Source organism: Pandoraea sp. XY-2 (assembly GCF_004193915.1).
GTDB lineage: Bacteria > Pseudomonadota > Gammaproteobacteria > Burkholderiales > Burkholderiaceae > Pandoraea > Pandoraea cepalis.
Map to the genome: position 1 here is coordinate 688,449 of NZ_CP030849.1, position 26,179 is coordinate 714,627.

Annotated in this window: 21 protein-coding genes and 2 pseudogenes; 12 read left to right on the top strand and 11 right to left on the bottom strand. The window is 64.0% G+C overall.

Translation table 11 applies throughout. From position 1 onward, the window contains the following. The first annotated feature begins 29 nt into the window (after nt 1-29). Genes DRB87_RS03150 through DRB87_RS03160 form a run of 3 tightly spaced genes read left to right on the top strand, consistent with a single transcriptional unit; the run spans nt 30 to nt 2,231 of the window. Nucleotides 30-989 (top strand): agmatinase, encoded by a 960-nt coding sequence (locus DRB87_RS03150; protein ID WP_130024833.1) that lies wholly within the window; start codon nt 30-32, stop codon nt 987-989. Nucleotides 990-1,003: 14 nt separating this feature from the next. Further along, a complete protein-coding gene (locus tag DRB87_RS03155; protein ID WP_150606890.1) occupies nt 1,004-1,732 on the top strand; it encodes an amino acid ABC transporter ATP-binding protein in 729 nt (242 codons plus the stop codon). 58 nt (nt 1,733-1,790) lie between these two features. Further along, entirely contained in the window at nt 1,791-2,231 is a 441-nt protein-coding gene (locus DRB87_RS03160; protein ID WP_130024835.1) for a RidA family protein, read from the top strand. 96 nt (nt 2,232-2,327) lie between these two features. On the opposite strand, the gene DRB87_RS03165 is transcribed toward DRB87_RS03160, so the two are convergent. Further along, complete coding sequence (locus DRB87_RS03165) at nt 2,328-2,891, bottom strand: hypothetical protein (protein ID WP_130024836.1); 564 nt, start codon at nt 2,889-2,891, stop codon at nt 2,328-2,330. Nucleotides 2,892-3,312: 421 nt separating this feature from the next. Between DRB87_RS03165 and DRB87_RS03170 the strand changes: the two genes are divergently transcribed. After that, the gene (locus DRB87_RS03170; RefSeq protein ID WP_130024837.1) at nt 3,313-3,630 is read left to right on the top strand and encodes a DUF190 domain-containing protein; all 318 of its coding nucleotides are present in this window, start codon (nt 3,313-3,315) and stop codon (nt 3,628-3,630) included. A 58-nt stretch (nt 3,631-3,688) separates the two neighbouring features. On the opposite strand, the gene DRB87_RS23385 is transcribed toward DRB87_RS03170, so the two are convergent. Then, nucleotides 3,689-6,199, bottom strand: a complete 2,511-nt coding sequence (locus DRB87_RS23385) for an amidohydrolase (RefSeq protein WP_240756157.1) — start codon at nt 6,197-6,199, stop codon at nt 3,689-3,691. A gap of 234 nt (nt 6,200-6,433) precedes the next feature. Between DRB87_RS23385 and DRB87_RS03185 the strand changes: the two genes are divergently transcribed. The 4 genes from DRB87_RS03185 (at nt 6,434) to DRB87_RS03200 (ending at nt 10,856) form a co-directional block, all read left to right on the top strand. Further along, nucleotides 6,434-6,967 carry a MarR family winged helix-turn-helix transcriptional regulator gene (locus tag DRB87_RS03185; protein WP_240756158.1) on the top strand — a complete coding sequence of 178 codons (534 nt, stop codon included), beginning with the start codon at nt 6,434-6,436 and terminating at the stop codon, nt 6,965-6,967. Between the two features lie 231 nt (nt 6,968-7,198). Beyond that, nucleotides 7,199-8,119 carry an alpha/beta fold hydrolase gene (locus DRB87_RS03190; RefSeq protein ID WP_130024839.1) on the top strand — a complete coding sequence of 307 codons (921 nt, stop codon included), beginning with the start codon at nt 7,199-7,201 and terminating at the stop codon, nt 8,117-8,119. Between the two features lie 291 nt (nt 8,120-8,410). Beyond that, on the top strand, nt 8,411-9,730 hold the full coding sequence (locus DRB87_RS03195; RefSeq protein ID WP_130024840.1) for an MFS transporter: 1,320 nt from the start codon (nt 8,411-8,413) through the stop codon (nt 9,728-9,730). A 142-nt stretch (nt 9,731-9,872) separates the two neighbouring features. Further along, nucleotides 9,873-10,856: a succinylglutamate desuccinylase/aspartoacylase family protein gene (locus DRB87_RS03200; protein ID WP_130024841.1), complete on the top strand. Its 984-nt coding sequence runs from the start codon at nt 9,873-9,875 to the stop codon at nt 10,854-10,856. A gap of 3 nt (nt 10,857-10,859) precedes the next feature. On the opposite strand, the gene DRB87_RS03205 is transcribed toward DRB87_RS03200, so the two are convergent. Continuing rightward, nucleotides 10,860-11,276: a helix-turn-helix domain-containing protein gene (locus tag DRB87_RS03205; protein ID WP_130024842.1), complete on the bottom strand. Its 417-nt coding sequence runs from the start codon at nt 11,274-11,276 to the stop codon at nt 10,860-10,862. A gap of 162 nt (nt 11,277-11,438) precedes the next feature. Here DRB87_RS03205 and DRB87_RS03210 point away from each other — a divergent pair, with 162 nt between their 5' ends. Further along, nucleotides 11,439-12,440 carry an LLM class flavin-dependent oxidoreductase gene (locus DRB87_RS03210; protein WP_130024843.1) on the top strand — a complete coding sequence of 334 codons (1,002 nt, stop codon included), beginning with the start codon at nt 11,439-11,441 and terminating at the stop codon, nt 12,438-12,440. Nucleotides 12,441-12,522: 82 nt separating this feature from the next. Here DRB87_RS03210 and DRB87_RS03215 read toward each other — a convergent pair whose 3' ends face one another. Both DRB87_RS03215 and DRB87_RS03220 read right to left on the bottom strand, forming a co-directional pair. Beyond that, nucleotides 12,523-13,791 (bottom strand): FAD-binding oxidoreductase, encoded by a 1,269-nt coding sequence (locus tag DRB87_RS03215; RefSeq protein WP_130024844.1) that lies wholly within the window; start codon nt 13,789-13,791, stop codon nt 12,523-12,525. 85 nt (nt 13,792-13,876) lie between these two features. Then, nucleotides 13,877-14,710, bottom strand: a complete 834-nt coding sequence (locus tag DRB87_RS03220; RefSeq protein ID WP_130024845.1) for an aldo/keto reductase — start codon at nt 14,708-14,710, stop codon at nt 13,877-13,879. A gap of 589 nt (nt 14,711-15,299) precedes the next feature. Between DRB87_RS03220 and DRB87_RS03225 the strand changes: the two genes are divergently transcribed. Further along, the gene (locus DRB87_RS03225; RefSeq protein ID WP_130024846.1) at nt 15,300-15,872 is read left to right on the top strand and encodes a cytochrome b; all 573 of its coding nucleotides are present in this window, start codon (nt 15,300-15,302) and stop codon (nt 15,870-15,872) included. 176 nt (nt 15,873-16,048) lie between these two features. On the opposite strand, the gene DRB87_RS03230 is transcribed toward DRB87_RS03225, so the two are convergent. The 5 genes and pseudogenes from DRB87_RS03230 to DRB87_RS03250 form a co-directional block, all read right to left on the bottom strand. Further along, nucleotides 16,049-16,756: an OmpW family protein gene (locus DRB87_RS03230; protein ID WP_240756159.1), complete on the bottom strand. Its 708-nt coding sequence runs from the start codon at nt 16,754-16,756 to the stop codon at nt 16,049-16,051. 140 nt (nt 16,757-16,896) lie between these two features. Beyond that, a complete protein-coding gene (locus DRB87_RS03235) occupies nt 16,897-17,526 on the bottom strand; it encodes an LUD domain-containing protein (RefSeq protein WP_130024848.1) in 630 nt (209 codons plus the stop codon). Continuing rightward, a complete protein-coding gene (locus DRB87_RS03240) occupies nt 17,523-18,932 on the bottom strand; it encodes a lactate utilization protein B (protein WP_130024849.1) in 1,410 nt (469 codons plus the stop codon). Before DRB87_RS03240 ends, DRB87_RS03235 begins: the two co-directional genes overlap by 4 nt. Then, entirely contained in the window at nt 18,929-19,711 is a 783-nt protein-coding gene (locus DRB87_RS03245) for a (Fe-S)-binding protein (RefSeq protein ID WP_130024850.1), read from the bottom strand. The genes DRB87_RS03240 and DRB87_RS03245 overlap by 4 nt, the downstream gene beginning before the upstream one ends. A gap of 79 nt (nt 19,712-19,790) precedes the next feature. Continuing rightward, nucleotides 19,791-21,495: pseudogene (locus DRB87_RS03250) on the bottom strand (lactate permease LctP family transporter). A gap of 322 nt (nt 21,496-21,817) precedes the next feature. On the opposite strand from DRB87_RS03250, the gene DRB87_RS03255 reads away from it, so the two are divergent. Both DRB87_RS03255 and DRB87_RS03260 read left to right on the top strand, forming a co-directional pair. Beyond that, the gene (locus DRB87_RS03255; RefSeq protein ID WP_130024851.1) at nt 21,818-22,534 is read left to right on the top strand and encodes a FadR/GntR family transcriptional regulator; all 717 of its coding nucleotides are present in this window, start codon (nt 21,818-21,820) and stop codon (nt 22,532-22,534) included. Between the two features lie 97 nt (nt 22,535-22,631). Further along, a pseudogene (locus tag DRB87_RS03260) lies at nt 22,632-25,153 on the top strand (penicillin-binding protein 1A). 126 nt (nt 25,154-25,279) lie between these two features. Here the strand turns inward: DRB87_RS03260 and DRB87_RS03270 are convergent. Next, nucleotides 25,280-25,999, bottom strand: coding sequence for a glutathione binding-like protein (locus DRB87_RS03270; protein ID WP_130024853.1), 720 nt, complete (start codon nt 25,997-25,999; stop codon nt 25,280-25,282). Nucleotides 26,000-26,179: the final 180 nt, after the last annotated feature.

The window sequence follows — 26,179 nt, forward strand, 5'->3', positions numbered from 1 at the left end:
CCCCGAAACTCCCACCCGAGGACACTCTCATGACGACCTACACCGTGGCGCCCCGTACCGGCCATCCGACCCTGTTGTACTCGGCGCTGGATCTCGACATCGACAACCTCAAGGCCGATATCGCGGTGTTGGGCATGCCGTATGGCGCCCCGTACGCGCCGTCGGATTTCAGCAACGACCAGACGAATGCGCCGTCCGCCATCCGCCAGGCGACGGATCGCGTCGCGCGTCGCCCGAACCACTACGACTTCGATATCGACGGGCCGCTGCTCCAGGGACGCACGGATATTCGCTTCGTCGATTGTGGTGACATCATCCCGGATCTGACGAAGCCCGGCGAGCACTACGCCCGCGCCGAGGCGGCGGTGCGTCGCATCGTGGCCGGCGGCGCGATGCCCATCGTGCTTGGCGGCGACCACGGCATTACGACGCCCGTGCTGCGCGGCCTGGACCAGAAGGGGCCCATCACGCTCGTGCACATCGATGCCCACCTGGATTGGCGTGACGAAGTGAACGGCGTGCGCGAAGGCCTCTCAAGCCCGATTCGCCGCGCCTCGGAGATGGCGCACGTGGACCGCATCGTGCAGATCGGCCTGCGCGCGCAGGGGAGCGGCCGTTACGAGGAACTCGTCGCGGCGCGCGCCTACGGTGCCGAACTGGTGACCGCGTACGAACTGCATGACATCGGCATGGACGCCGTGCTCGATCGCATCCCGGACGGCGGCAACTACTACCTCACCATCGACGCGGACGGCCTCGATCCGTCGACGATGCCGGCCGTTGCCGGTCCGGCGCCAGGCGGGGTGACGTTCGTACAGGCGCGCAAGCTGATTCACGGCCTGGTGCGCAAGGGGCGCGTGGTCGGCATGGACATCGTGGAGATTCAGCCCGAGAAGGACGACGCCAACATGATTTCGTGCGTGACGGCCGGTCGTCTGATTCTCAACCTGATCGGCGCATCGATTCGCGCGGGGTACTTCGACAAATGAGCACCGCACAGCCCATCATCGACATCCGGAACGTCGACAAATGGTACGGCGCGCATCACGTGCTCAAGCAGTGCTCAACGCAGGTGGGCGCGGGCGAGATCGTGGTGGTGTGCGGACCGTCCGGGTCTGGGAAGTCGACCCTGATCAAGACGGTCAATGCACTGGAGCCTTTCCAGAAGGGCGATGTCGTCGTCGACGGCACGTCGCTCACGGCCAGGACGACCGACCTGCCAAAGCTGCGCAGCAAGGTCGGCATGGTCTTCCAGCATTTCGAGCTGTTTCCGCATCTTGATCTCACGCGCAATCTCACGCTCGCGCAGCAGATCGTGCTGGGCCGCGGCGTCGACGCGGCCCGCACCAAGGCGCGCGCGCTACTCGATCGCGTCGGTCTGTCGGCGCATGCGCACAAGTATCCCGGGCAGTTGTCGGGCGGTCAGCAGCAACGCGTGGCGATTGCGCGCGCGTTGTCGATGGACCCGATGGCCATGCTGTTCGATGAGCCGACCTCGGCGCTGGACCCGGAGATGGTCAACGAGGTGCTCGACGTGATGGTCGAACTGGCCCGCGAAGGCATGACGATGATGGTCGTCACGCACGAAATGGGTTTCGCGCGACGCGTGGCCCATCGCGTGGTGTTCATGGAAGACGGCGCCATCGTCGAGGACAGTCCGACCGACATGTTCTTCAACGACGCCGCCAGTGCCGCCGCCAAACGCTTTCTCTCGAAGATCCTCACGCATTGAGTGCGTGACGCCATCGCGCGCCGTGCCCACCCACCTCAAGACTCCATACCGAGACATCATGACGCACACCCGAATCCGCAAATTCAACACCCGCGATACTTACCCGGAGCAGAAGCTCGACAACGACCTCTGTCAGGCGGTCGTCGCCGGCAACACCATTTATCTGCGTGGTCAGATCGGCCAGGATCTCGATACGCGCGAATCCGTTGGCATTGGCGATGTTGCCGCGCAAGCCGAAAAGGCCATGGCCAACGTTGCAATGCTGCTCGACGAGTGCGGCAGCCAGCTCGCGGATATCTGCAAGGTCACGGTGTATCTCGTCGATCCGCGCTATCGCGAGGCGGTCTACAACGTCATGGGACGCTGGCTCAAGGGCGTGTTTCCAGTGTCGACCGGCATCGTCGTGCAGGCGCTGGCGCGCCCGGAGTGGCTGGTCGAAATCGATGTGACGGCGGTGAAGCCGACGGCGTCGCTGGCAGAAGCGGCACGAGCGGCATAAGCCGCATAAGTGAAGCAACAACAACGTCGGGCCGGCATGCAAGCGCCGGCCAGATATCGCGCTGCGCCAAGCGCGGTCAAGCGCACAGAAGCGCACTCAGAAGCGGCGTTTGACGTAAATCGTTGCACCGAAGTCGTGTGAGCGCAGCAGCGGCACACGGGCACTTGCCGAAAACGTCCAGTCCTCCGTCTTGAGCGACAGCCCGCGCTTTGGGTCGGAGCCCAGCTTGTCGTCGGTGTTGGCCCACTGCACGAGGGACAACTGCGGCGCCGTGGAAGGTCCGATCTTCAGGTAGCTGTGAGTTGGCCGCGAGGCCGGTTCCGAGGTCGAGGTGTCGATCCAGTCCACATGACCGTTGTCCGCCGTCGGCAGGGCACTGTTGATCGCTTCGATGCGCGTGTAAAGGAAAGCGTTGTCGTCGGCCTGCGCGGTCGGCTCCGGACCCTCGCGACCAAACGGATAAAGGGTGACCCGAACGGCCGGAACGGCAGCGACGGAGACCGGTGGAGGCGGTTGCGGCACTTGTATGGGGAGCGGCCCGGGGCCAACGTTGGCCAGCATCATCTGTTCGGATGAGCCCGAGTTGGCGCCCTCTGCGATCGCCACGCCGCTTAGCGTGACTACACACGCGCCGATCATCCATTTGCCTAGGCACGTCATGGACATGCCTCCCGTGAAGGAATGGAAACGCTACGTCGCCAGCCCCAATTTGTCTTACGTACAACGACCTTCGTATAACGAACCGTCTTGCGTGGTCTCTTCGCGTCGTACGCACTTAGGAAGTGTAGTCAGTCATTTGCGTCCCGCCACCCCAATTTGTACCAAGGTTGATCGTCGTCAGACCGGGACTGGCCGCCCAAGCCCGTCAGACCTGACGCTGGCGTGGGGAGCAACGACGCGGCTCGGGGTTTGTCCCGAGATCGTGACAGCGGTTGCCGACGCAGCGGACCGGAGGTCGGGCGGCCCATTGAACGAGTCGCGTTCCCGGCGAAGCGCGATGTGCTAGATTTAAATCAACGGGCGAGGGTATGCCAGTCAGGGGCGCGCGAACGTCGCGAACGCCGCGCCTGGGGAGGTCGTCATGCATGGATGTCAACTCACCTTCTACACGCAGCAGAATCACCGCCATGGCCATCAGCCGGTCGCTCAATGGATCATGAGCGAAGTGCGGCAGCTGGGGATTCGCGGGGCCACCCTGTTCGTGGGCACGGAAGGTATCGATCATGTCGGAAAGCGCCATGCCGCCCGATTCTTCGAACTCGCCGAACAACCGATCGAGGTCGTGTTGGCGATCACGGACGAGGAAGCCGAACGCCTGCTCGACGTGATTCGTGCGCAACGCGTCCACGTCTTCTATACGCGCTTCCCGATTGAATTCGGCATGCTTGGCGATCGTTAGCGCAGGGCGGAGGCGCGACGCCGCCGACCGCCCCGTTCGCGCGTGCGTTGTACGCGGCTCAGGTCGCAAGCGCCGCTGAGGCGCGACGCCCGGCCGACGGCAACACCAACACACCGGCCAGCCCGATGACCACGCTCGTCAGCACGTAGTAGATCGGCGCGAGATTGCTGCCGGTGACATGCACGAGCCACGTATTCAGGAACGGCGCGAGGCCGCCGAACACCAGCACCGCGAGGTTGTAGGTGACAGCGGCGCCGGTCGAGCGCACGCTGACCGGAAAGACCTCGGTCAGCACGATCGGCGTCGGACCCCAGAAGAAGCTCATGAAGAACGACACGCCGATCTGCACCGCCAGCAGCGAGCCCAGGCTCGGCAGGGTGACGAAGTGCTTGAACAGCACGTACGACGCCACGCCATACGCGATGATCGCCGGCAGCAGGACCGCCTTGCGGCCGTAGCGATCCGACAAATAGCCGGCAAGCGGGCAGAACACGAGGATGACCAGGGTGGCGATGAACGTGCTCAGGTTGACGTCGGCGGCCGACATGCCCAGTTGCTTCTTCGCGAAGATCGGCAGGAAGAACACGAACACATAGGCCGACACGGTGCCGACCACCGAGATGCCGAGCGTGCCGAGCACCGCGCGCGGATAGTCACGGAACACGGTGCGCAGCGGCGTGTTCACGCGCTGAATCTTGCCGCGTTTCACATCGTTCGCGTAATTGAGAAATTCCGGAGATTCGTCGACGTTCGAGCGGATCAGCCAGCCGACCGGCCCGATCAGAATGCCGAGCAGGAACGGCAGACGCCAGCCCCACGACTCGAGATCGTGCGGCGCGAGATTGACCGTGAGCAGATACGCCACCAATGCACCGAGAGAAAACGCCAGCGCCTGCGAGCACATCTGGAAGCTGCCGAAAAAGCCGCGGCGATTCGCGGGGGCGAACTCCACCAGCATCGTGGTCGCGCCGCTGAACTCGCCGCCGACCGAGAAGCCCTGGATCAGCCGCGCAAGCACCATCAGGATCGGCGCCGCAATGCCGATAGCCTCATGCGTCGGCAAGATGCCGATCATGCCGGTGCCGACCGCCATCAGCACGATCGTCAGCGACAGCGCTTTCTTGCGGCCGACCCGGTCGCCATAGAGGCCGAGCAGTACGCCGCCGAGCGGCCGTACCGCGAAGCCGACGCCGAACGTCGCGAGTGTGAGCAGCATTGACGCGAACTCGTTACCGCTCGGGAAGAACAGCTTTGCGATCATCACGGCGAACAGGCCGTAGATCGCGAAGTCGAACCATTCGAAGGCATTGCCGAGTACCGAGGCGATGACGACTTTGCGCACCATCGCCGGCGACGGCGTCGGGTTTTCGTTCATTGCGGTTCCCCTCTGATCGTTTGTTGGGAATGAGGCAGGCTTAGCCAAGCCGTTGCCGGACAATTTCGAGGAACACGGCCACGCCAGTGGGCGCCGTATCGTCGTCGAAATCGAATTCGGGTGGTGACAGGTGAGGCCGTCGTGACCGAGGAAGAAGTACGAGCCCGGGCGCTGTTGCAACATGAAGGCGAAGTCTTCCGAGGCCATCAGCGGGGCGACGTCGACGATCACGTTGTCCGCACCGAGCACGCGCTCGGCCGCACGTCGCACATGATCGGTTTCGGTGGGCGTGTTGACGGTCGGCGGCGAAGTTTGCAGATGTTCGAAGGTGACTTCACAGCCATACATCGTCGCGGCGCCCTCGCAGATCGTGCGCAGTCGCGCCAGCGTGATGTCCTGGGCTTTGACCGACAGCGTGCGTACGGTGCCTTCGAGCACGGCGGTGTCGGGGATGACGTTGATCGCCGTACCCGACAGGAACTTGCACACACTCACCACGGCGGTGTCGAGCGGGTCGATGTTGCGACTCGCGATGCTCTGGATAGACTGCACAAGCGTGGTGCCGACGATCAGTGGATCGATCGACTTGTGCGGCATCGCCGCGTGGCTGCCGATGCCCTGGATGGTGATGCGGAACAGGTCGCATGCCGACAGAATGGCGCCGCGGCGCACGCCGACCTTGCCGGCCGGCAGGGCATTGTTGTTGTGCAATGCGTAGATTTCGTCGCAACGGAAGCGCTCGAACAGGCCCTCGTCGATCATGGCCGAGCCGCCGCGCAGCGTTTCCTCGGCCGGCTGGAAGATCAAATGGACGGTGCCCCGGAAATCGCGATTCTGGGACAAGTGTCTGGCGACGCCGAGCAGGATGGCGGTGTGGCCGTCGTGGCCACAGCCGTGGAACACGTTGTCGTGCGTCGAGCGGTGCGCCGCGGTGCCTTTTTCGCTCATCGGCAGCGCGTCCATGTCGGCGCGCAGGCCGATCGACGGCCCTTCGCCGCGCGTGCCGCGGATCGTGCCGACAACGCCGGTGCCGGCGATACCGGTCTCGATGTCGATGGCCCAGTCGGCGAGCAGTCTTGCCACCAGGCCGGCCGTGCGATGCTCGTGAAAGCCCAACTCCGGATGCTGGTGGATGTCCCTGCGCCACGTGCGCATCTGTTCACCAAGATTGCTCAATTCGTCATCCGTCTGCATTGCGCCGACCTCTTTTCCATGAGTGAGTGTGGGGGTGTCCAGGGGCAGCCCGGACGAATGCTTCTGGTCGAAGGGTAATTCATTAGTTGAATATTTCAACTAATGAATTACCCGGATGTTGTCGGCCATCGATCCGGCTGAGCTATCATCGTCCGTGGCGAAGCGGCTGCGGGCGAGGGTAGGCCGGCGCAACGCGCTTCGATGGGATGCAGACTTCAGACAGGGCGGCAGCACATGCGAGCAGACACGTCACCGGTGGGGCATGACGAAGGACCGGAGGGCCGTGGCAAAGACGACAAGGCCAAAGCCGAAGGCGGCACGGCCGGTGGCGTGGCCTATTATTTGACGTTCAAGCTGGACCTGATCAAAAGCGAGATGATCAGCCGTGCCAACGCCGAGTACCGCCCCGCGTTCGGGCTCGATGTGCGTTCATTGCGCGTGCTGCGCGTGATCTGCGACGCACCCGGGATTACCGCGAGCGCGCTCAATGCGCAGACGCTCATCGAGAAGACGTTGCTCTCGAAGCTGATTGCGGACCTGATTCAACGCAAGCTGATTCGGCGCTCGATCCATCCCGACGACGCGCGTCACTTTCAACTGTGGCCGACGGCGGCCGGCAAGCGCTTGCGCGTGTCCAGCGACGAGCTCGGGCAGTCGATGGAGACGGAAATGCTGTCGATGCTCAGTGCCGACGAGCGTGGGCAACTCAATAGCATTGTCGACAAGCTGGTCGACGCGTTTCAGAAGGCAGGAAAGGCGCCGGGGTGAACGTCGCGGACGCGCGGGCGAGGTCGTCGGTTCGGCGCGACACGACAGCCCATGAACGTTCTAGGGCGTAGCGCGTCATGGGGATAGAGGGTGTTCGCATCGGCGCCGATTCTTTCATGGAGACAACCAGCACGGGTACGACGCGGTAACGAAGCACGTGGTTCGCGGTAGCGATCGATGGCGCCAACGGTGGCGTCGTGGATCGGCTTTCTCAACCCTCGGAGGTTAGAAATGCGAAAGATGCTCTCTTTTCTGTTGTTGCTTGCCTCGCTGTACGTCTTGCCTGTCGTCCCCGCCTTCTCCGCAGTCGTGCCATTTCCGGCGAGTTTCAAGACGCGGACCATTACGACCAACGGCGCAAGGATTTACGTTCGCGTTGGCGGCCATGGGCCTGCCGTGGTGTTGCTGCATGGCTACGGTGAGACCGGCGACATGTGGGCGCCGCTCGCCGCGAAGCTGGCTGCCACTCACACGGTGGTGGTGCCGGATCTGCGGGGCATGGGGCTTTCCGACCACCCCGCGACCGGCTATGACAAGAAGAATGAAGCGCGCGATATCGCCGGTGTTCTGGACACGCTCCAGATTGGCAAGGTCGACGTGGTCGCCCATGACATCGGCAACATGGTCGCTTACGCCTTCGCGGCCGCGCAGCCCGAGCGCGTGTCCAAGCTCGTGTTGATGGATGCCCCGATACCCGGCGTCGGCCCGTGGGAGGAAATCCTGAAGAGTCCGCTGCTGTGGCACTTCCGATTTGGTGGGCCCGACATGGAGCGGCTGGTGAAAGGCCGCGAGCGCATCTACCTGGATCGCTTCTGGAACGATTTCTCGGCGAATCCGAAAAACTTCGACGAGGCATCGCGCCGGCACTACGCCAAGTTGTACGCCTTGCCAGGTGCCATGCATTCCGGCTTCGAGCAGTTCCACGCTTTCGACCAGGACGCCATCGATAACAAGGCCTTCCTCGCCAAAGGCCCGTTGCCGATGCCGGTGCTCGCTATCGGTGGCGAGAAATCCTTCGGCCCCATGATGGAAACGGTGGCGCGTGGGGCCGCCGGCAATGTGCAGGGGGTCGTGATCCCAGGCGCGGGCCACTGGCTCATGGAAGAGCAGCCGAACGCGACGGTGGCGGCCATCGTTCAGTTCCTCCAGTGATGGCGATGCCCACGGCGCGTTGATCGATGGGGCGGCAACGCCGGATCCGGTGCGACGTTGACGTTACCCCGGCCGTTGGGGTCCAGCGGCGGGGCGGCCGGTGTCGTGTCACAAGCGCACACCCCGATTTCTCAATCAGCACCCGCGCGTGCCGAATCGGCACGAAGCCTTTTTTTCTGCCGCCTACACTCCGCTTCCTGAGACTGGCTGGTGGCCTTGGCGCGCCTTCGTGGCGTGGTGCACGGCCGCCGCACACCTATCCCCAACGCCAGCGATCCAGAGGAGCCGGGCATGACCCACAACGCCAAACCCCACAACCCGTGGCGCGAAATCTGCGCCGCTAGCATTGGTAACGCACTCGAGTTTTACGATCTGCTGATCTATGGCTACTTCGCCATCGTGATCGGGCAGTTGTTCTTCCCCTCGCACGACCCGACGACCTCGCTGCTGCTCTCCGTCGGCACCTTCGGCATCTCCTTCGTGACGCGTCCCCTAGGCTCGATCGTTCTGGGCAGCTACGCTGACCGTGCCGGTCGCAAAGCGTCGCTCACGGTATCCATCGCCCTGATGATGCTCGGCACTGCCATGATCGCATTCGCCCCGACGTATGCGCAGATCGGCATTTTCTCGCCGCTCCTGATCATCGTCGCCCGCATGTTGCAAGGCTTCTCGACGGGCGGCGAGTTCGGCGCCGCAACGGCCTTCATGGTCGAACATGCCGACGCGAAGCGTCGTGGCTTCTTCGCGAGCTGGCAGATGTCGACGCAAGGTCTTGCCACCGTGCTCGCCGCCGGCGTGTCCGCGCTGCTGAGCCTGCTGCTCACGGCCGACCAACTGAGCGCATGGGGATGGCGTATCGCTTTCGCCGTGGGCCTGCTCATCGGCCCGGTCGGTCTCTACATCCGCCGCAACATCGACGAGACCGCCGACTTCAAGAAGCTCGGTCAAAAGCAACGCGAAACGTCGCCGCTGCGCGAAGTCTTCGGTCGTGATCGCGCCAACATGTTGCTCGGCGCGGGGGTTGTCGCGGCCGCCACAGCGTTCAACTACGTCCACAAGCTTTACATGCCGACGTATGCCGTCAAGCAACTGCATATTCCGGCGACGTCGTCGTTCATCGGCGCGGTCGTCACCGGCGTGATGTTGATGATCGCCGCCCCGGTCGTAGGCCACCTTTCGGATCGCTTCGGCCGCATTCGCGTAATGCTCTGGGCACTCATTCTCGTGGGCGTCACGACGTACCCCTTGTTCGTGTTGCTCAACAAATATCCGACGTTCCAGACGCTGCTCATGGTGCAGGCGCTCGTCGGTCTGCTCATCGCCGTGAGTCTCGCGCCGCTGCCCGCCCTGCTGGCGGACATCTTCCCGACGAGCACGCGCGGCACGGGGTTGGCGCTGTCGTATAACTTCTCGGTGACGTTGTTCGGCGGGTTTGCGCCGCTCATCGTGACTTGGCTCATCGATGCCACGCACAACAAGCTTGCGCCGAGTTTCTATGTGATGGCGACCGCCGTACTCAGCGTTACCGCAGTGATATCGCTCGGCCGCCGGGTGCGCGCCGGCAAGATCGCCGGCATGACGCACGGCTCGCCACGCGTATCCGAGATTTGATCGACGCCCCCGGACGATCGGCATGCGATGCACCTTCTGCACCGGCGCCATCGTCCGATGAACTGAATCCCGCCGCAACGACGTCGTTCGCCATTCCCTGCCGAGACGTCGTCGTTCGCGGCATCCTCTGTGGAGCATTTTCATGACCACGCTTGAAGCGATCCGCGCCGCCCTGCCGGCGTACCCCATCGAAGTCTCGTTCCCCGACATCACCCGCTGGCGCGAGGGCAACACTGGCATCGACTACCTACATTCGTTCGACAGCGGCAAGCCCGGCAAGCACGTGATGATTCTTGCGCTCACGCACGGCAACGAAGTGAGCGGCGCCATCGCGGTCGATACGTTGCTTGCCGCCGGTGTGCGTCCCACAGCGGGCCGTCTGTCGCTCGGCTTCGGCAATATCGGTGCGTACGAGCTATTCAGCGCGGAGAACGCCGACGCCACCCGTTTCCTCGACGAAGACATGAACCGCGTCTGGACCGCATCGACGCTCGACGGAGCGCGTCAGAGCCGCGAGCTCGCGCGTGCCCGTGCGATGCGTCCGTTCATCGACACGGTCGATCTGCTGCTCGACATCCACTCGATGCATGAGGCGTCCGCGCCGTTGATGATGACTGGCCCGCTGGAAAAGGCGATTGCCCTTGCTGCAGAACTCGGCACGCCCGAGCACGTCATCGTCGACAAGGGGCACGCCAATGGCACGCGCATGCGCGATTACGGCGGCTTCGGCGACCCGGCCAGCCCGAAGAACGCACTGCTGATCGAAACCGGTCAGCATTTCGCGGGAAGCGCCCGCGATGTCGCACTCGATTGCGCGGCGCGTTTCCTGATTCACGCGGGCGTCGTGGCCGAGGCCGATATGACGCCGTACCTGACGCAGATGCGTCCCGCTCGCCAGAAGTTCGTGGAGATCACACAGCCAGTCGTGGCACGCTCGATGGACTTCCGCTTCTCGCAGCCGTTCACGGGGCTCGAGGTGATCGAGAAGGCCGGCACCGAGATCGCCCGCGATGGCGACGAGGTGATCGTCACCCCCTATGACAACTGCGTCATCGTGCAACCGTCGATGCGGCACCTTGGTGTGAATGTCACGATGATGCGTCTGGGACGGTTACTGGATCGTTGATGCCTATGGGATCGTCGTGTCGGTAGCGAAGCCGGAATCGCCGGAATCGCCAGCCTGCGCCCGCTTGCCGCGGCGCAGGCTCAGTTGGGCGAGTACGTCGGCGTGCTGATTGCCCCAGCGGTAGAGCATCTCGATGGGCTCGATGAACAATTCACCCAGCGGCGTCAGCGAATACTCCACCTTGGGTGGCACGACGGCAAACACCTCGCGGTGAATCAGACCGTCGCGTTCGAGTTCGCGCAACGTCTGCGTGAGCATCTTCTTGGAAATCCCCGGCAAGCGGCGCTGGAGTTCCCCCGTGCGTGTCGTGCCGCACTGCAACGCGTACAACACCATGCTCGTCCACTTCACGCTGAAGAGCTCCAGCACGCGGCGCGGCACGCAGGTTTCCTCGAAAACGAACGGGGCTGGTTTGTTCATGGTTACCAATTGGTGACTATTCAACTGAAAGGTGCCTACTGGGGATTTGGGACCTTCGTCACTATACTTTGTGGCGATAGTGCGCGTCATCCGGTGTGAGGAAGCCAGGAAGCTTGCGGATCGACATGCGGGGTGGGCGCGCGCAGGAACCTGGAGACTCCCATGAGCAGTTTGTCGAAGACGGCCCTCTCGATGCTGGACCTGGTGCCGGTGCGTGCCGGCGGCACGGTGGCCGATGCCCTGAAACAATCCACGGAACTGGCGCAGCACGTTGAACGCTTGGGCTTCACGCGGTTCTGGCTGGCCGAACACCACAACATGGACGGCATCGCGAGTTCGGCGACGGCGCTGTTGATCGGTCACGTTGCGGGCAAGACGTCGCGTATTAGAGTGGGGTCGGGCGGTGTGATGTTGCCGAACCACCCGCCGTTGGTCGTTGCCGAGAACTTTGGCACGCTCGCCGCGCTGTATCCGGGACGTGTCGATCTGGGCTTGGGGCGCGCACCTGGTGCAGACCAGGCCACCATGCGCGCGCTGCGTCGCGACCGATTGTCCGATGGCGACGATTTCCCCGAGCAGGTCGCCGAATTGCGCGCGCTGCTTGCGCCCGCGCAGCCCGGACAGCGGCTTGTCGCAACGCCCGGCGCGGGTAGCGATATTCCGGTGTGGTTGCTGGGCTCGTCGTTGTTTTCCGCGCAACTCGCGGCGCATTTGGGGCTACCGTATGCGTTCGCGTCGCACTTCGCCCCGCGGTTTTTGTTCGACGCACTTCGGCTTTACCGCGAGCGATTCCGTCCCTCGGCAGCGTTGGATAAGCCCTACGTGATGGTGGGCGTGCCAGTCGTGGCCGCGCCCACGAACGAGGAAGCGGCATTTCTCGCAACGTCCGCGCAGCAGAAGATTTTGGCGCTCATGCGCGGGCAAAGCCTGAAATTGCAGCCGCCCGTGAACGATATGGACGCGCGCTGGGATCCGGCCGAACGGCACTCGGTGGAAGCGTTCCTCGGCGTGGCCGTGGTGGGTGGCCCCGAGCGGGTGCGGGCTGGTCTGTCCGATCTGGTCGAGCGCACGCAGGCCGATGAGTTGATGCTCGTCACCGACATCTACGATCCCGCGCTGCGCCTGCGCTCGTGCGATATCGTCGCGTCCGTCTGCAAGTCATGACGATACGCAGCGCGTCGTGAGGATTGGCGAAGGAGGGGGGCGCAACGATCACGCTCGCTGTCCTCCGCCTGATCCTGCCCCGTCAGCGAAAGCGGCCGATGGAGAAGGGCGAGAGGTCGATGGCGGGCCGCTCGCCGGACACCAGCGCTGCAATCGTGCGTCCCGTCGAGGCGGCGGCGGTCAGACCTACGTGGCCATGGCCGAATGCATAGAAAGCGTTCGGCACCTTCGACGCCGCGCCCAGTACCGGCAGCGAATCGGGCGTGCTCGGTCGGAATCCTTGCCAGCGCGCACCGTCGACCGATTGTGTCGGCTTCGTCCCGTTCACTGCGCCGGGGAACATCTTGTGCAACTGATTGAGCAGCAGATCGGCGCGCCGCCAGTTCGGTGAGGCTTGCAGACCGGCCAGTTCGACCGTGCCCGCACCGCGAAGACGGCCGTTCATCGGTGTGGCGAACAGCTTGCCTTCAGCCCACATGACGGGACGTGAGGGCATCTCGTGCGGCGTCGGAATTTCCACGTGATAGCCGCGCTCGGTGTCGAAGACAACGGTGTCGCCCAATTGGCGCACGAGCGGTGCGGACCATGCACCGGCCGCGATCACCACGGCGCTTGCGCCTTCGCGGCCCCGGTCGGTGTGCACGGCCACGGCCTGCGCGCCATTGGTCTCGATGGCGGTGGCGGCAGCATCGACAACGCGCCCGCCCCGCGCGACCACTTGCGCCGTCAAGCGCGCCAACAGCGCGCCGGGATCAGGCGTGTGGCCGGTCTCGCCGATGTAGCGGGCACCGACGAAGTCATGCGATAGCGTGGGCTCGAACTCGCGCAATGCGCTCGCATCCAGCGTTTCGATGTGCACGCCGTTGTCGCGGCGCAGCGCCATTCCACCTTCGTCGCCCGTCATACCCTTCTGACTGGAATAGGCGATGAGATAGCCGCGACGCGTGACGAGATCGTTTGCGCCCGCATCGTCAAGCAACGGTTGATAGGCGTCGAGCGCGGGGCCGAGCAGTGCGCGCAACGCGCGCGCCTGCGCGGTGACACGTGCGGGCTGACTGGCGGCGACGAAGCGCATCAGCCATGGCACCATGCGCGGAAGGTACCCCCAACGCAGCACCAACGGACCATCCGGTTGCATCAACCAGCCGGGTACCTGCCACAGCACGCCGGGCATGGCGATGGGCACGACCGACGAGCCATTGATGCAGCCCGCATTGCCAAGCGACGCCGCCTGGCGTGCCGATTGCCGGTCGACGATCACCACCGCGTGTCCGGCGCGTTGAAGATACGCGGCCGTACATACGCCGACCAAACCGCCCCCGATAACGACGACGGGACGTGAATCATTCATGAAGCCGCCCTGCGAAAGCACGAAAGCACCTAGTGTACCGGGTTAAGTACGTACCCCTGAACGCCGTAAAAATTCAGGCGTGAGTTCAGATCATTTCCAACGGGCGCTTTCGCGACGGCGCTTCGAACTGATGATCGAGTCGTAATAGTTCCTCCGCCGTCAGATCGATGTCATGGGCAGCACGATTGGCGCGTACGTGAGCGTCCGTGCTCGCCTTGGGAATGGCGACGGCGCCCGGGCGGCTCAGCACCCAGGCAAGCGCAACCTGCAGCGGTGCGACATGGCGCGCGGCGGCGATGTCGCCGAGTGCGCCTTTTGCCGGCAGCCGTGCCTGTTCGATCGGCGAATACGCCATCATCGGCAGACCGCGCGCCGCCAGCCACGGGACAAGGTCATACTCGGGACCGCGCCGCGAAAGGTTGTACAGCACCTGATCGGTCGCACACTGGTCGCCGCCGGGCAGTTCGAACAAGTCTTCCATGTCGTCCGTATCGAAATTGCTCACGCCCCAGTGCCGGATCTTGCCCGCTTCACGCAATGCTTCGAAGCCGGCAATCGTGTCTTCGAGCGGGACGTCGCCGCGCCAGTGCAGCAGGTAGAGGTCGAGGCGATCGGTGCGCAGGCGTTCCAGACTCCGCTCGCAAGCGGCGATCACGCCACGTCGCGAGGCATTGTGCGGGTAGACCTTGCTCACGAGAAATACTTCATCGCGCAGTCCGTCGAGCGCTTCGCCCACGAGACGCTCGGTCGCCCCTTCACCATACATTTCGGCCGTATCGACGAGCGTCATGCCCAGCGAGACGCCCAGTTGCAACGCCGCGATCTCCTCGCGACGCCGCTCCGGTTTCTCGCCCATCATCCAAGTGCCCTGGCCGAGTACCGGCATGGTGTCGCCCTGGGGCAGCGCGATTTTTCGCATGGTCTGTCCTCCGTAATCCTGGTCACCATTATCGGCCGGCAAGTCGAGCGATGACCAGTGCCGTGAGGGCTTCACGCAACACTTTGCGGTGTCGTCCGATCGTTTGACTCGGACTCGCCTGAAGCACCGTTCGGAAATTGCCGCTTTTGCATTTGTGCACCGATTCTCTCGGATAGTTCACAGCCCTATCGTCGCACTGCCGCGATAAGCTCATTTCACCGATGTACATGGCGATTGTTGCTCCGCAGCGAGACGGCTCGGTGATGGCTCCCGTCGTGTGCATCGGACCTGTGAGGACAGAAGGGTTCGTAAGAATAGGGGGCGAGCGTTCCGGGCAAAAAGAAAGCCCGCGAGCGGGGCTTAAAGGCCGACCGAGCGTGCGTCGGCCAAGGAGGTTCATTGCAGCGCGGCGCGAACATCGAGTGGGGGCGCGCTTCAGACGTATTGTCGGCATAGTCGATCTGCCTATGGGAAGGAGGATTCCGAATGTCTGGGGGAACGTTGGGTAACAAATGTGACAATTGGCGATCTTTTCTTGTCGCGGGACGAACGCGATAATGGGGGACCCCAATCTTGAGGAACTCCCCAGATGGATAACACGATCAAGTTCCGCTCGCGCGGTTCATCGCTCTTGCCCGGTGAGCGGTACGCGCCGCCCTCGGTTTTCTTTCACTGGGTGATCGCATTGCTGATTGTGATCGCCTATGCCGCCGTCATCATCAAAGGCTATTTGCCGAGAGGGAGTGCGCCACGTGCGTTATCACTCACGATCCACGAATGGGCCGCGCTCGCGGTGTTGGTGCTGGCTGTGCCGCGCTTGCTCATTCGATTGATCAAGGGCGCGCCGGCGGCGCTGCCAGGCCAAGCGTGGTGGGCGCGAGCCGGGTCGTCTGCCGCGCATCTGCTGCTCTATCTGTTCATGTTTGCGCAGCCGGTGCTGGGCTATCTGACGCTCAATGCCCAGGGGCATCCGCTCACGATTCCGGGGCTGGATATCGCGCTGCCGCAGTTCATTGCGAAAGACGAACAGACGGGCCGCTCGATCAAGGAGATTCACGAGACGATCGGCAACGCGTTCTATTGGGTGATCGGGTTCCATGCGTTGGCGGCGCTGTGGCACCACTACTTCCGTCGCGACGATACGTTGCGACGCATGCTTTAAAAGGGATTTTGCCGTCACCCGCTCTGAGGGGACATTGCGCGGCGCCTCCCCGGGCGCCGCGTGTGTGCGGGTGCGGTGCTGCCCAGCAAGGCATGGGCGAGCGCGCTGGCCGTTTGTAATGGCCCTCGCGTTTCGGCGTGTGGCCCGAACGTTTCTCTTGCGCGCCCGCCGGGGTATCAGAACGTCACGCCCAGCCCCACGCCAACGATCAACGGATCGATGTGGAGCGTACCCAGGTCGGTGCCGCCAAGCGCGGTATCCGTCTTCATCCAGAGCTTCTTGATATCGATGTTGACGAACAGATGCTTGGTCATTTGAACGTCCACGCCCGCTTGAAGCGCCGGCCCGACGCTGTGGTTCGTGATCGAGATCGGCGTGCCGCCCGCGTGCAGGTTGCTGTTCCAGAAGCGCGAGTAGTTGACGCCTGCGCCAACGTACGGTCGTACCTTGCCCGCGTGATTGAAGTGGTATTGAAGCAGCAGCGTCGGCGGCAATACGTTCACGCTGCCGAGGTTCCCGATGCTGGACGTCAGTTGATGACGTGACATGCCAAGAATCAGTTCAACACCGACGTTGTCGAGAATCATGTAGCTGAAATCCAGCTCCGGCACGATGGCGTTGTTCACGCTCACCCCCAGTGTTGGCAACACGCTGCCGCTTGCATGCGAGTCCGGCAAAATGCCGATGACGCGAACGCGTGCGAGGATGTCGCCGGCGTAAATCCCTTGCGAGCTGTCTTTGATGAAGCCGAAGGGTTTGGCTGACTCGACCGGGGGGGTGTCGGTCGTTTGTGACGTTGCCTGTGCCGCCGCGAATGGGCTGAAGACGGCGGCACAGCTGGCGAATGCTGCGGCGATGGCCGTAGCGCCAAGAGAGAGCTTCATGGTGGTTTCCATAGTCGTGAGTGAGCCCGACCGATGGTAGAAGCCGCCTCCCGGGGCGAACTTGATGCGCGTCAAGTGCGGGAGAACGCACGGGCGCTGTGCGACAAAGCGTCGCGGCGCCGAGCGGCGTTGGGACGCAATCAGTCGCGAGGCAGCAACACGACCGTGAGGGAACGCACGCCCTGGGCACCTTGAATCAGCACGCCTTCGATATCGGCCGTTGCGGACGGTCCGGTGACGAGGACCGCGTAACGCGCCGACGCAAAGTCTGGCAATCGATAGATGTCCTGCAGGCCATCGACGATGTCGCGTGGGTCGAGCAACACCACGAGATGCTGCACGAGATAGCCGAGCGCGTTCACTCCGTACTCCTGCTCGGAGAGCCAGACGGAGCCGGTCTCCGCGACGCCGAAGCGCGCACGCACGATGGCGACGTCGACGTCATGCAGCGACGCCGGCGCGCGCCTGAGGTCGAGCGGTGCCGCCGTAGTGGCTTGCGCTGTCGCGGTGACGGGCGTCACGCCGGGAAACCGCTCGGCAAGCCACGCGGGCAGTTCATGCGCGTGGTCGAGCGTCGCGAGTTTGCCGCCCATCGCAACGAGGTTCAGGCCGAAGCGCTCGCACCGGTCGCCCTCGGGTGTCTCGAAGACAGGCAGTACGGGCAAGGGAAACGGTTCGTACGCCCCGTCGACAGTCCGTTCGTCATCACGCAGCGACACGCGCTGCGCGGCGCGCACGCGCACGAGAAATTCATTGCGGGAAGTGCTCATGGCGTCTCCTGGCCTGTCGCGTCGCGCGATGTTCGATGGGCGTCGTACCAGTCGCGGAAGGTCTGGGTGGGGGCGTCGGGCAGGTCGCGCCCCTTGCCCCACGTGTTGAGGGGGTTGTAGAGCACCAGGTTCGGCAGACGGTGCAGGGCGACGTTCATCGATTTGATCGATGTGCGATACAGCACCGGATTGGCGAGCAGCTTGCCGGCGACCTTGATCAGGCTGCGCTTGACGCGGGGCAATTCACCTTCCTGCGCCACGATCTGTCGCCACTTGTATAACTGCTCGTGAATATTGATGCGCACCGGGCAGACGTTGGTGCAGCTGCCATTCATCGTCGATGCGAACGGCAGCGCGCTGTAGCGCTTGAGGTCGGAGGCGGGATTGAGAATGGCGCCGATCGGCCCTGCATAAGTGCTGCCGTACGACAGGCCACTGCTGCGTCGGTAGACCGGACACGTATTCATGCAGGCCCCGCAGCGAATGCATTTGAGTGAGTACCAGAAGTCGTCCATCGCGAGACGCGCCGAGCGGCCGTTGTCGACGATGACGAAGTGCATCTCCGTACCCGGACGCGGCGCGCGAAAGTGCGACGTGTATTGGGTGATGGGCGACCCGAGGGCACTGCGCGACAACAAGCGAATGAACACGCCGAGGTCGGCCGTGCGCGGAATCAGCTTTTCGATGCCGATGGACACGATGTGCACCGGCGGTACGTTGGCCGACAGATCGGCATTGCCCTCGTTGGTGCACACCACGACCGTGCCCGTTTCCGCGACGGCGAAGTTGCAGCCGGTCATGCCGGCGCCCGCTTCGAGAAACGCCGGACGCGTGGTCTGACGCTGACTCTCGGCCAGATAGTGCACGTCGTCGTTGTCGGGATCGGTGCCGAGCGTGCGGCCGAACAGCTTTGCGACGTCGCCCCGCAGCTTGTGCACCGCAGGCACGACCACATGCGACGGCGGCTGCTTGTCGAGCTGCTGAATGCGCTCGCCAAGATCGGTCTCCATGACTTCGATGCCGCGCGGTTCGAGATACTCGCGCAATTCGCATTCGTCGGTGAGCATCGACTTGCTCTTGACGAGTGTCTTGACGCCATGCGCCGCGAGAATGCCGTGGACGATGGCATTGTGCGCAGCGGCGTCGAGCGCCCAATGAACCTTCACGCCATTGGCTTCGGCTTGTGTCGAGAATTGGTCGAGGTAGTCGCCCAATCGCGAGAGCGTGTGTTCCTTGATCTGTGACGCGAGCGTGCGCAGCGTTTCCCACTCGCCAATGGAGGCGGCCTGCGCGTCGCGCTTCATGCGCAGGTCCCACAGGCGCTTGTCGTGAAATGCCACGTGCGCGGTTTTCGCGAGAAATGCCTCGGCCTGTCTGGCGTGATTCACGCGCTCGGCCCGGCTCATGCCGTCACCTGCGCATGCGCCGCCGGCGCGAGGGTGTCGAGGTCAACGCCATTGAGGACTTGAGCGATATGCAGGAAGCGCATCGGTGTCTGCGCGCGTGCCGCGCAACCTTTCTGGTGCATCAGGCAAGACATGTCGGCGGAGACGATGAACTGCGCGCCAGCGTCGAGGTGGTCCTGTACCTTGTCCTGCCCCATCTTGACCGAGACGGCCTGCTCGGACACGGAGAACGTGCCGCCGAAGCCGCAGCATTCGTCGGGACGACGCGGCGCCGCGAAGCGGATGCCGCGCACGCCGTCGAGCAGCGTGCGGGCCTTCGACCATGGCTCGCCGGGAATCTCGCTGGCAGACGCCGCATGCAGGTGGCGGATGGCGCTGCAACTGTTATGCAGCCCGACGGTGTACGCAAACTCGGCCCACGGAAAGTGGCGGACCTTGAGCACATCGTGGAGAAACTCGGTGAGTTCGTAGGTGTTGGCGCGAACGGCGGCCGTGCGCTCCGACTCGCCCGCTGCGCTCAGGTGCTTGCGCACGTGATGCACGCAACTCGACGACGGCGCCACGATGTAGTCGTAACCGGCGAAGTTGTCGACAAAGAGCGACTCGGCGCCCGCGGCGTCGGCTTCGCAGCCGTTGTTGGCCAAAGGCTGTCCACAACAGGTCTGACGGCGCGGGTAATCGACGCTCAAGCCGAGTTTCTCCAGCAACTCCAGCGTGGCGATGCCGACTTCGGGAAACAGGGCATCGATGAAACAGGGGACGAACAAGGCCGCTTTCATGGGGTTCTCCAACAGGGGACGACACACTCGCCGTGGCGCACGATCGGCGCCGCGGCGAGTGTCTACAACGACGGCCGACTCAATGCACCAACATCCCCGTGAGCCAGTAAGCCTGCACCAGCGTCATCACACCGGCGAGCAAGACGAACATCAGGCTGTGCCAGACGGTGAAGCGGAACAGATCGGCTTCCTTGCCGATCAGGCCGGTGGCCGCGCAAGCCACCGCGATCGATTGCGGGGAAATCATCTTGGCGGTCACGCCGCCGGTGGTGTTCGCGGCCACGAGTAGCGTGTTCGACACACCGATCTGCTGCGCGGTGGTGCTTTGCAGACTCGCAAACAACGCGTTGGACGACGTGTCGGAACCGGTCAGGAACACCCCAGCCAACCGAGCAGCGGCGAGAAGAACGGGAACGCCGCGCCCGTGTGCGCGAGCAACAGCGCAAGCGTCGTCGACATGCCCGAATAGTTCATGACGAATGCAAACGCCAGCACGAGACCGATGGCCAGCACGGGCTTCTTCAGCGCCATGACGGTTTCGAAGAAGCTTTTCACACCGTCGACGGGTTTCATGCGCAGCAGGGCCATCGAGAGCAGTGCCGCAATGAAGATCGCCGTGCCCGTCGCCGAGAGGGCATCCCACTTGAAGATGGCGTCCATCGGGGTCGTCTTGGCGACGATGGGCGCGGCTTTGGACACCAGGCGGTCGAGCCCGGCCACGTGCAGCGACGGCACGGTCCACGCGAGCGGGCCTGTTGCGGCGAACAGTGCCTTGAAGGCGGGCAGGCTCCAGATCGTGACCATGCCGGTCAGGATCAGGAACGGCGACCAGGCACGCAGGACCTGGCCGGCGGAGTAGGGCGACGCCGTCGCGCTGTGTGCCGATCCGCCGCCAAGGCCTCCGAACCCACCCAGCGCTGCGCTGCCTCCCGACATCGACACGCCGGAATGGGCCCGCGCGGCGGACGTCTTCGGCTGCCACACCTTCAGGAAGCTGGCGAGGCACACGAGCGAGAACAGCGACGAGATGATGTCCGGCAGTTCCGGTCCGATATAGTTCGACGAAAAGTACTGCGCGACGGCAAAACTGCCCCCGCCACAAGCGCGGCAGGCCACGTTTCCTTGACGCCACGCTTGCCGTCCATGATGAACACGAGCCAGAACGGGACGAAGGCGGAGAGCAGCGGCAATTGGCGTCCGGCCATCGCGCCGATATGGAACGCGTCGATGCCGCTCACCTGACCCGCCACGATGATTGGAATGCCCATCGCACCGAAGGCAACGGGCGCGGTGTTGGCGATCAGGCACAGGCCTGCGGCGCGCAGCGGCTCGAAGCCGAGGCCGACGAGCAGCGCGGCGGTGATGGCGACCGGTGCACCGAAGCCCGCCGCGCCTTCAAGAAACGCGCCGAACGAGAAACCGATCAGCAGCATCTGAAGCCGCTGGTCGTTGGTCAGCGAGACCACCGAGCTGCGAATGATGTCGAACTGTCCGGTCTTGACGACCACACGATAAAGAAAGACCGCAGTGATGATGATCCAGGCGATGGGCCACAGACCGTAAGCGAAGCCATACACGGCGGACATGGCGGCCATTCTGGCCGGCATGCCGAAGTAAGCGACGGCGATGATCAGTGCGATCCCAACGGTCAGCGCGCCCGCGACATGCGCTTTCATGCGCAGTCCCGCCAGGGCGACAAAGAATACGATGATCGGTAGCGCGGCCATGAGCGCCGCGATCCATAGCGTGCCACCCGGCACGTAGTTCTGTACCCACACTTCCACTTGCGTCTCCTCGATTTGGTGATCGATTGCTATAAGGCTTGGTCAGGCGGTGTCGCCGTGCGCGCGGCCGCGTCTGAATGGCGGTTGGCACGACGGTGGCACGGACGTGTCGTCCGGCTGACGCGATGATCGACACCCGTGAAACGTTCGGGCAAACTGGTCGTACCAGTTGCTGTGAATGCGAACCGACAGGGCAAAATCGCGGCATAGGCAAAACACGCGCCGACGACGCACGCCCAGGCATCGAGGTGCTCGTGTGTCGCAACTTGGGTGCCGCGTCGCCATCGACGCACGCATCTGACCGATTGCAGGAGACGTCACCGTGAGCGGTCCCACTTTGACCGAGCGCATCACTCGCGACCTCGAGACCCGTTTGATCGAAGGCGTATGGGCGCCAGGCGAGCGTATTCCGTCCGAGCGGGCGCTGGCGCTATCGCTGGGCGTGGCACGCTCGACGGTGCGCGCAGCGCTTCAGCGTCTCGTTGCCCGCGGCCTGCTCAAGACGCGGGCCGCGTCGGGCGTTTATGTCTCGGATCGTCTGCAGACGGGGTTGATTTCGCCTTGGCGGCAACTCGTGAGCGATCATCCGGAGTTGCGTCCGGACATGCTCGAGTTTCGCCTGATGCTGGAGGGCACCACCGCCTATCTGGCGGCCGTGCGGGCGACCGATGAAGATCTTGCGCGTCTGTCCGAACTGGTCGATGGGCTGGTCGACGCGCACGAGCGCGGCGACACGGTGCGCGAGTCGCGGCTCGACGGTGATTTTCATACGGCCCTTGCGAACGCGTCGCACAACGCCATGCTTCGACACCTGCAAGGCAGCGTGACCAAGATGCTCCACGAGCACATCTCGCTCAACAACTCGGGGCTGTTCGATCTGCGCGAGCAGGCGTCGGAAACTATCCTCGCGCACCATCTCGCACTGTGGGAGGCCATCCGTACCCGCCAGCCCGAAGCGGCGCGCCGCATCATGCGCGAGCATATCGGCTTCGTGTGGCGCAAGCTCGAACCGGACTCGCCGGTGCCGATCGTGCCTTGAGCTTGCCGGGTTCGTCTGTCGGTTTTGGTAGGATGCGGACTTTGCCACGCCATCCCCCATCGTGAAGCGCCCGATTTCGTCGCTGTTCTCGTCGCTGTTGCATGCCATCGCCCAGACGGGGCGGCATGGTCTGCGTCTCGCGCAACCCCTGAAGCCGTATGCGGCCCGTGCGTGGTTTCACGTGCGTCACCCGACACGCCGGGGCGTGCTCATCGCCGTCGCGGCGCTGCCGTGCCTGCTTGTCGCGTACACGCTGATCCTGATTCCATTCACACCGAGCATCCGCGACATCCGGCGCGCCAGGATCGACCGACCGGCGCAGGTGCTGTCGGCCGACGGCAAGCTGCTTGCCGAATTCCGGCCGGCGAACCGTGAATGGGTGCCGTTGAAAGACGTATCGCCGAACGTCGTCAAGGCACTGGTTGCGACGGAAGACCACCGCTTTTACGAGCATCATGGCATCGACCTGAAGCGTACCGCATCGGCGGCGCTGCACACGTTCTCCGGCGACCGGCAGGGCGGGTCGACCCTCACGCAGCAGCTCGCGCGCAATCTGTATCCGGACGAGATCGGCCGGGCGCCCACGCTCACGCGCAAGCTCAAGGAAGCGATCACCGCCCTGAAGATCGAAGCGCTTTACACGAAGCCCGAGATTCTCGAGACATACCTGAACACGGTGCCGTTCCTGTACAACGCGTACGGTATCGAGATGGCCGCGCGCACGTACTTCGACAAGTCGGCCGACCAGCTCGATTTGCTCGAAGCCGCCACGCTCGTCGGCATGCTCAAGGGCAACAGTTACTACAACCCGGTGATCAACCCTGAGCGTGCGCTGCAACGTCGCAATACCGTGCTTGCCCAGATGGTCAAATTCGGAGGGCTCGATGCGTCGAAGCTCCCCGCGTTGCAGAAACGCCCGCTGCGCATCAACTTCGAGCGGCAGACCGAGGAACCCGGGCCCGCACCGCACTTTGCCCAGCAATTGCGCAAGTGGCTGATCGGCTGGGCCGATCGTCACGATTACAACATTTATTCCGACGGCCTCGTCGTGCATACGACCATCGACTCGCGCTTACAGACGATGGCCACGCAGGCGCTCACGCATCAGGCCAATCAATTGCAGGGCATTGCCGACGCCAACTGGTCGGCACGCGGTGGCTGGCGCGACAGCGCGGCGCTGGTGCATGCGTTCGTGCGCGAATCGCCGGAGTATCGCAACGCGGTGGCGGGAGGCGAGGCGCCGGACGCGGCGATGAAGCGTCAGCTCGCCGACAAGACATTCATGCAGAATCTGCGCGCGACGAAGACCCGGGTGCAAGCGGGTTTTCTGGCGCTCGATCCGCGCACGGGTGAAATTCGCGCATGGGTCGGTAGCCGCGACTTTACGACCGATCCATTCGATCACGTTCAACAGGCGCGGCGGCAGCCGGGGTCGACATTCAAGGCATTCGTGTATGGCGCGGCGTTCGTCAAGGGCAGAACGCCGGACGACACTATCGTCGACCAAGTCGTCGAGATTCCGCTTGCGGGCGGAGAGATCTGGCGACCGAGCGACGACACCGCGCCGACCAACAGGCCCATGACGTTGCGCGACGCGCTGGCGCAGTCGCGCAACACCGTCACGGCGCAACTGATGCAGGACGTGGGGCCGTCGCGTGTGGCCGGACTGGCGCGGGCGATGGGCGTGCGCGAGAGCAAGCTCGATCCGGTGCCGTCGCTGGCGCTCGGCACGAGCCCCGTCTCGCTCAAGGAGATGGTGACCGCTTACGGCACCATCGCGGACGGCGGCGAGTATCGCGAGCCGACGATGGTCACCGAGATCACGAACAGCGATGGCGATGTGCTCGCCACGTTCTCACCTGCGCGCGCCGAGCGTGCGCTTTCCGTGAACGACGACTACACACTGCTCGACACGCTGCGCAGTGTCATCAATCGTGGCACGGGCACTGCGATTCGCACACGCTTCGGCATTCGCGCCGATGTGGCGGGCAAGACCGGCACGACGCAAGACAACGCGGACGGCTGGTTCATCCTCATGCAGCCGCAGTTGGTGGCGGGGGCGTGGGTCGGTTTCAACGACAGTCGCGTGACGCTGCGCAGCGATTACTGGGGGCAGGGCGCGCATAGCGCGTTGCCGATCGTCGGCGATGTGTTTTCGCGAGCCTTGCGCTCGAAGGTGATCGATGCGAACGCGAAGTTCGAAGCACCGGATAACCACCATTGGTATAGCGACGGGTGGACGCGCGTGTCGGATTGGGTGACGGGGCTGTTCGCGAAGAAGGCCCCGAACCGGCGCACAAGGCGAAAGCCCCGGTGAAGCGTGCGGCGCCTGCACCCGCCGCCGCGGACGCCACGCCTGCCGTCGCGAGCGATAGCGGGCCGTTGCCGGTGCCGGTAGCGTCGGCCGTGCTGGCGCAGCCGGCGTCCGGATTGCCCGCGAGCGCGCCGCATGGCGCCACGATTCCGGGCGTGCCGGGCGAATGGAACGGCCCGGGCGCGGCGTCGTCGAACGGCACAACTACGCCCTCCGGCTCGGCGGGCGATTCGCCGTCACCGGCGACTCAGTTCGTGACGCCGGCGCACCCGTCACCCGCCGCATCGGGTCCTGCGTCGCCGTAATCCGTTCGCGGCATGGCGAGCTCTCAGGAGCGTCTGACCGACGTCCGGCGTGCGCGTCACTACACGCGTGCTTTCTCGCAGTTACAGGCCGATCGTCGCAACGACGTTCCGGCCTGATCCGGGCGTTCAGGCGGAGCGCTTCGGAATGTCGAGCCCGCGCTTCACGGCGGGCCGCGCGACGAATGCGTCGAGCGCGCGTTGCACGTGCTTGAACTGGTCGAAGCCGACCAACTCTCCTGCCTCGTAGAAGCCGACGAGATTCCGGACCCACGGGAACGTGGCGATATCGGCAATCGTGTACTCGTCGCCCATGATCCACTGGTGTGTCGCCAGACGCGCGTCAAGCACGGCTAGCAGGCGCTTCGCTTCGCTCACGTAGCGGTCGCGCGGACGCTTATCCTCGAAGTCCTTGCCCGCGAACTTGTGGAAGAATCCGACCTGACCGAACATCGGCCCCACGCCGCCCATCTGGAACATCACCCATTGCAGCGTTTCGTAACGCGCGGCCGGATCGGCGGGCAGCAGCTTGCCGGTCTTCTCGGCGAGATACCAGAGGATCGCGCCTGACTCGAACAGCGGCATCGGCTTGCCGTCGGGGCCATTGGGATCGAGGATCGCCGGAATCTTGTTGTTGGGGTTGAGCGTGAGAAACTCGAGCGAGAGTTGGTCGTCGGTCGAGAAGTTCACCAGGTGCACTTCGTACGGCAGCCCGATTTCTTCGAGCATGATCGACACCTTCACGCCGTTGGGCGTGGGCAGCGAATACAGTTGCAGACGCTCGGGATGCGCGGCGGGCCACTTGCGCGTGATGGGAAACTGGGACAAATCGGGGGATAGATCGGACATGAGGATCGATGCGTTCGTGTTGGAGCGACGCGCAGCGCCGCGGGACGACCAATATACCGCCAAGTCGCCTGGCTTGCCGGGCGCGGTGGCGTCGGGCTTTTCCGGTAGACTGCTCGCACTTTGACCCGTCGCGCGGAGGCTGTCTGCGCAGGCGAGACACGAAGCACCTTCCTCGGCCGG

What these genes read in the sequence shown, in the direction of transcription:
- DRB87_RS03215 (WP_130024844.1), bottom strand. Translation starts at nt 13,791, where the DNA reads ATGAATGATTCACGTCCCGTCGTCGTTATCGGGGGCGGTTTGGTCGGC.
- DRB87_RS03225 (WP_130024846.1), top strand. Translation starts at nt 15,300, where the DNA reads ATGGATAACACGATCAAGTTCCGCTCGCGCGGTTCATCGCTCTTGCCC.
- DRB87_RS03160 (WP_130024835.1), top strand. Translation starts at nt 1,791, where the DNA reads ATGACGCACACCCGAATCCGCAAATTCAACACCCGCGATACTTACCCG.
- DRB87_RS03170 (WP_130024837.1), top strand. Translation starts at nt 3,313, where the DNA reads ATGCATGGATGTCAACTCACCTTCTACACGCAGCAGAATCACCGCCAT.
- DRB87_RS03165 (WP_130024836.1), bottom strand. Translation starts at nt 2,891, where the DNA reads ATGACGTGCCTAGGCAAATGGATGATCGGCGCGTGTGTAGTCACGCTA.
- DRB87_RS03190 (WP_130024839.1), top strand. Translation starts at nt 7,199, where the DNA reads ATGCGAAAGATGCTCTCTTTTCTGTTGTTGCTTGCCTCGCTGTACGTC.
- DRB87_RS03220 (WP_130024845.1), bottom strand. Translation starts at nt 14,710, where the DNA reads ATGCGAAAAATCGCGCTGCCCCAGGGCGACACCATGCCGGTACTCGGC.
- DRB87_RS23385 (WP_240756157.1), bottom strand. Translation starts at nt 6,199, where the DNA reads ATGCAGACGGATGACGAATTGAGCAATCTTGGTGAACAGATGCGCACG.
- DRB87_RS03205 (WP_130024842.1), bottom strand. Translation starts at nt 11,276, where the DNA reads ATGAACAAACCAGCCCCGTTCGTTTTCGAGGAAACCTGCGTGCCGCGC.
- DRB87_RS03210 (WP_130024843.1), top strand. Translation starts at nt 11,439, where the DNA reads ATGAGCAGTTTGTCGAAGACGGCCCTCTCGATGCTGGACCTGGTGCCG.
- DRB87_RS03195 (WP_130024840.1), top strand. Translation starts at nt 8,411, where the DNA reads ATGACCCACAACGCCAAACCCCACAACCCGTGGCGCGAAATCTGCGCC.
- DRB87_RS03235 (WP_130024848.1), bottom strand. Translation starts at nt 17,526, where the DNA reads ATGAGCACTTCCCGCAATGAATTTCTCGTGCGCGTGCGCGCCGCGCAG.
- DRB87_RS03240 (WP_130024849.1), bottom strand. Translation starts at nt 18,932, where the DNA reads ATGAGCCGGGCCGAGCGCGTGAATCACGCCAGACAGGCCGAGGCATTT.
- DRB87_RS03230 (WP_240756159.1), bottom strand. Translation starts at nt 16,756, where the DNA reads ATGAAGCTCTCTCTTGGCGCTACGGCCATCGCCGCAGCATTCGCCAGC.
- DRB87_RS03200 (WP_130024841.1), top strand. Translation starts at nt 9,873, where the DNA reads ATGACCACGCTTGAAGCGATCCGCGCCGCCCTGCCGGCGTACCCCATC.
- DRB87_RS03185 (WP_240756158.1), top strand. Translation starts at nt 6,434, where the DNA reads ATGCGAGCAGACACGTCACCGGTGGGGCATGACGAAGGACCGGAGGGC.
- DRB87_RS03245 (WP_130024850.1), bottom strand. Translation starts at nt 19,711, where the DNA reads ATGAAAGCGGCCTTGTTCGTCCCCTGTTTCATCGATGCCCTGTTTCCC.
- DRB87_RS03150 (WP_130024833.1), top strand. Translation starts at nt 30, where the DNA reads ATGACGACCTACACCGTGGCGCCCCGTACCGGCCATCCGACCCTGTTG.
- DRB87_RS03270 (WP_130024853.1), bottom strand. Translation starts at nt 25,999, where the DNA reads ATGTCCGATCTATCCCCCGATTTGTCCCAGTTTCCCATCACGCGCAAG.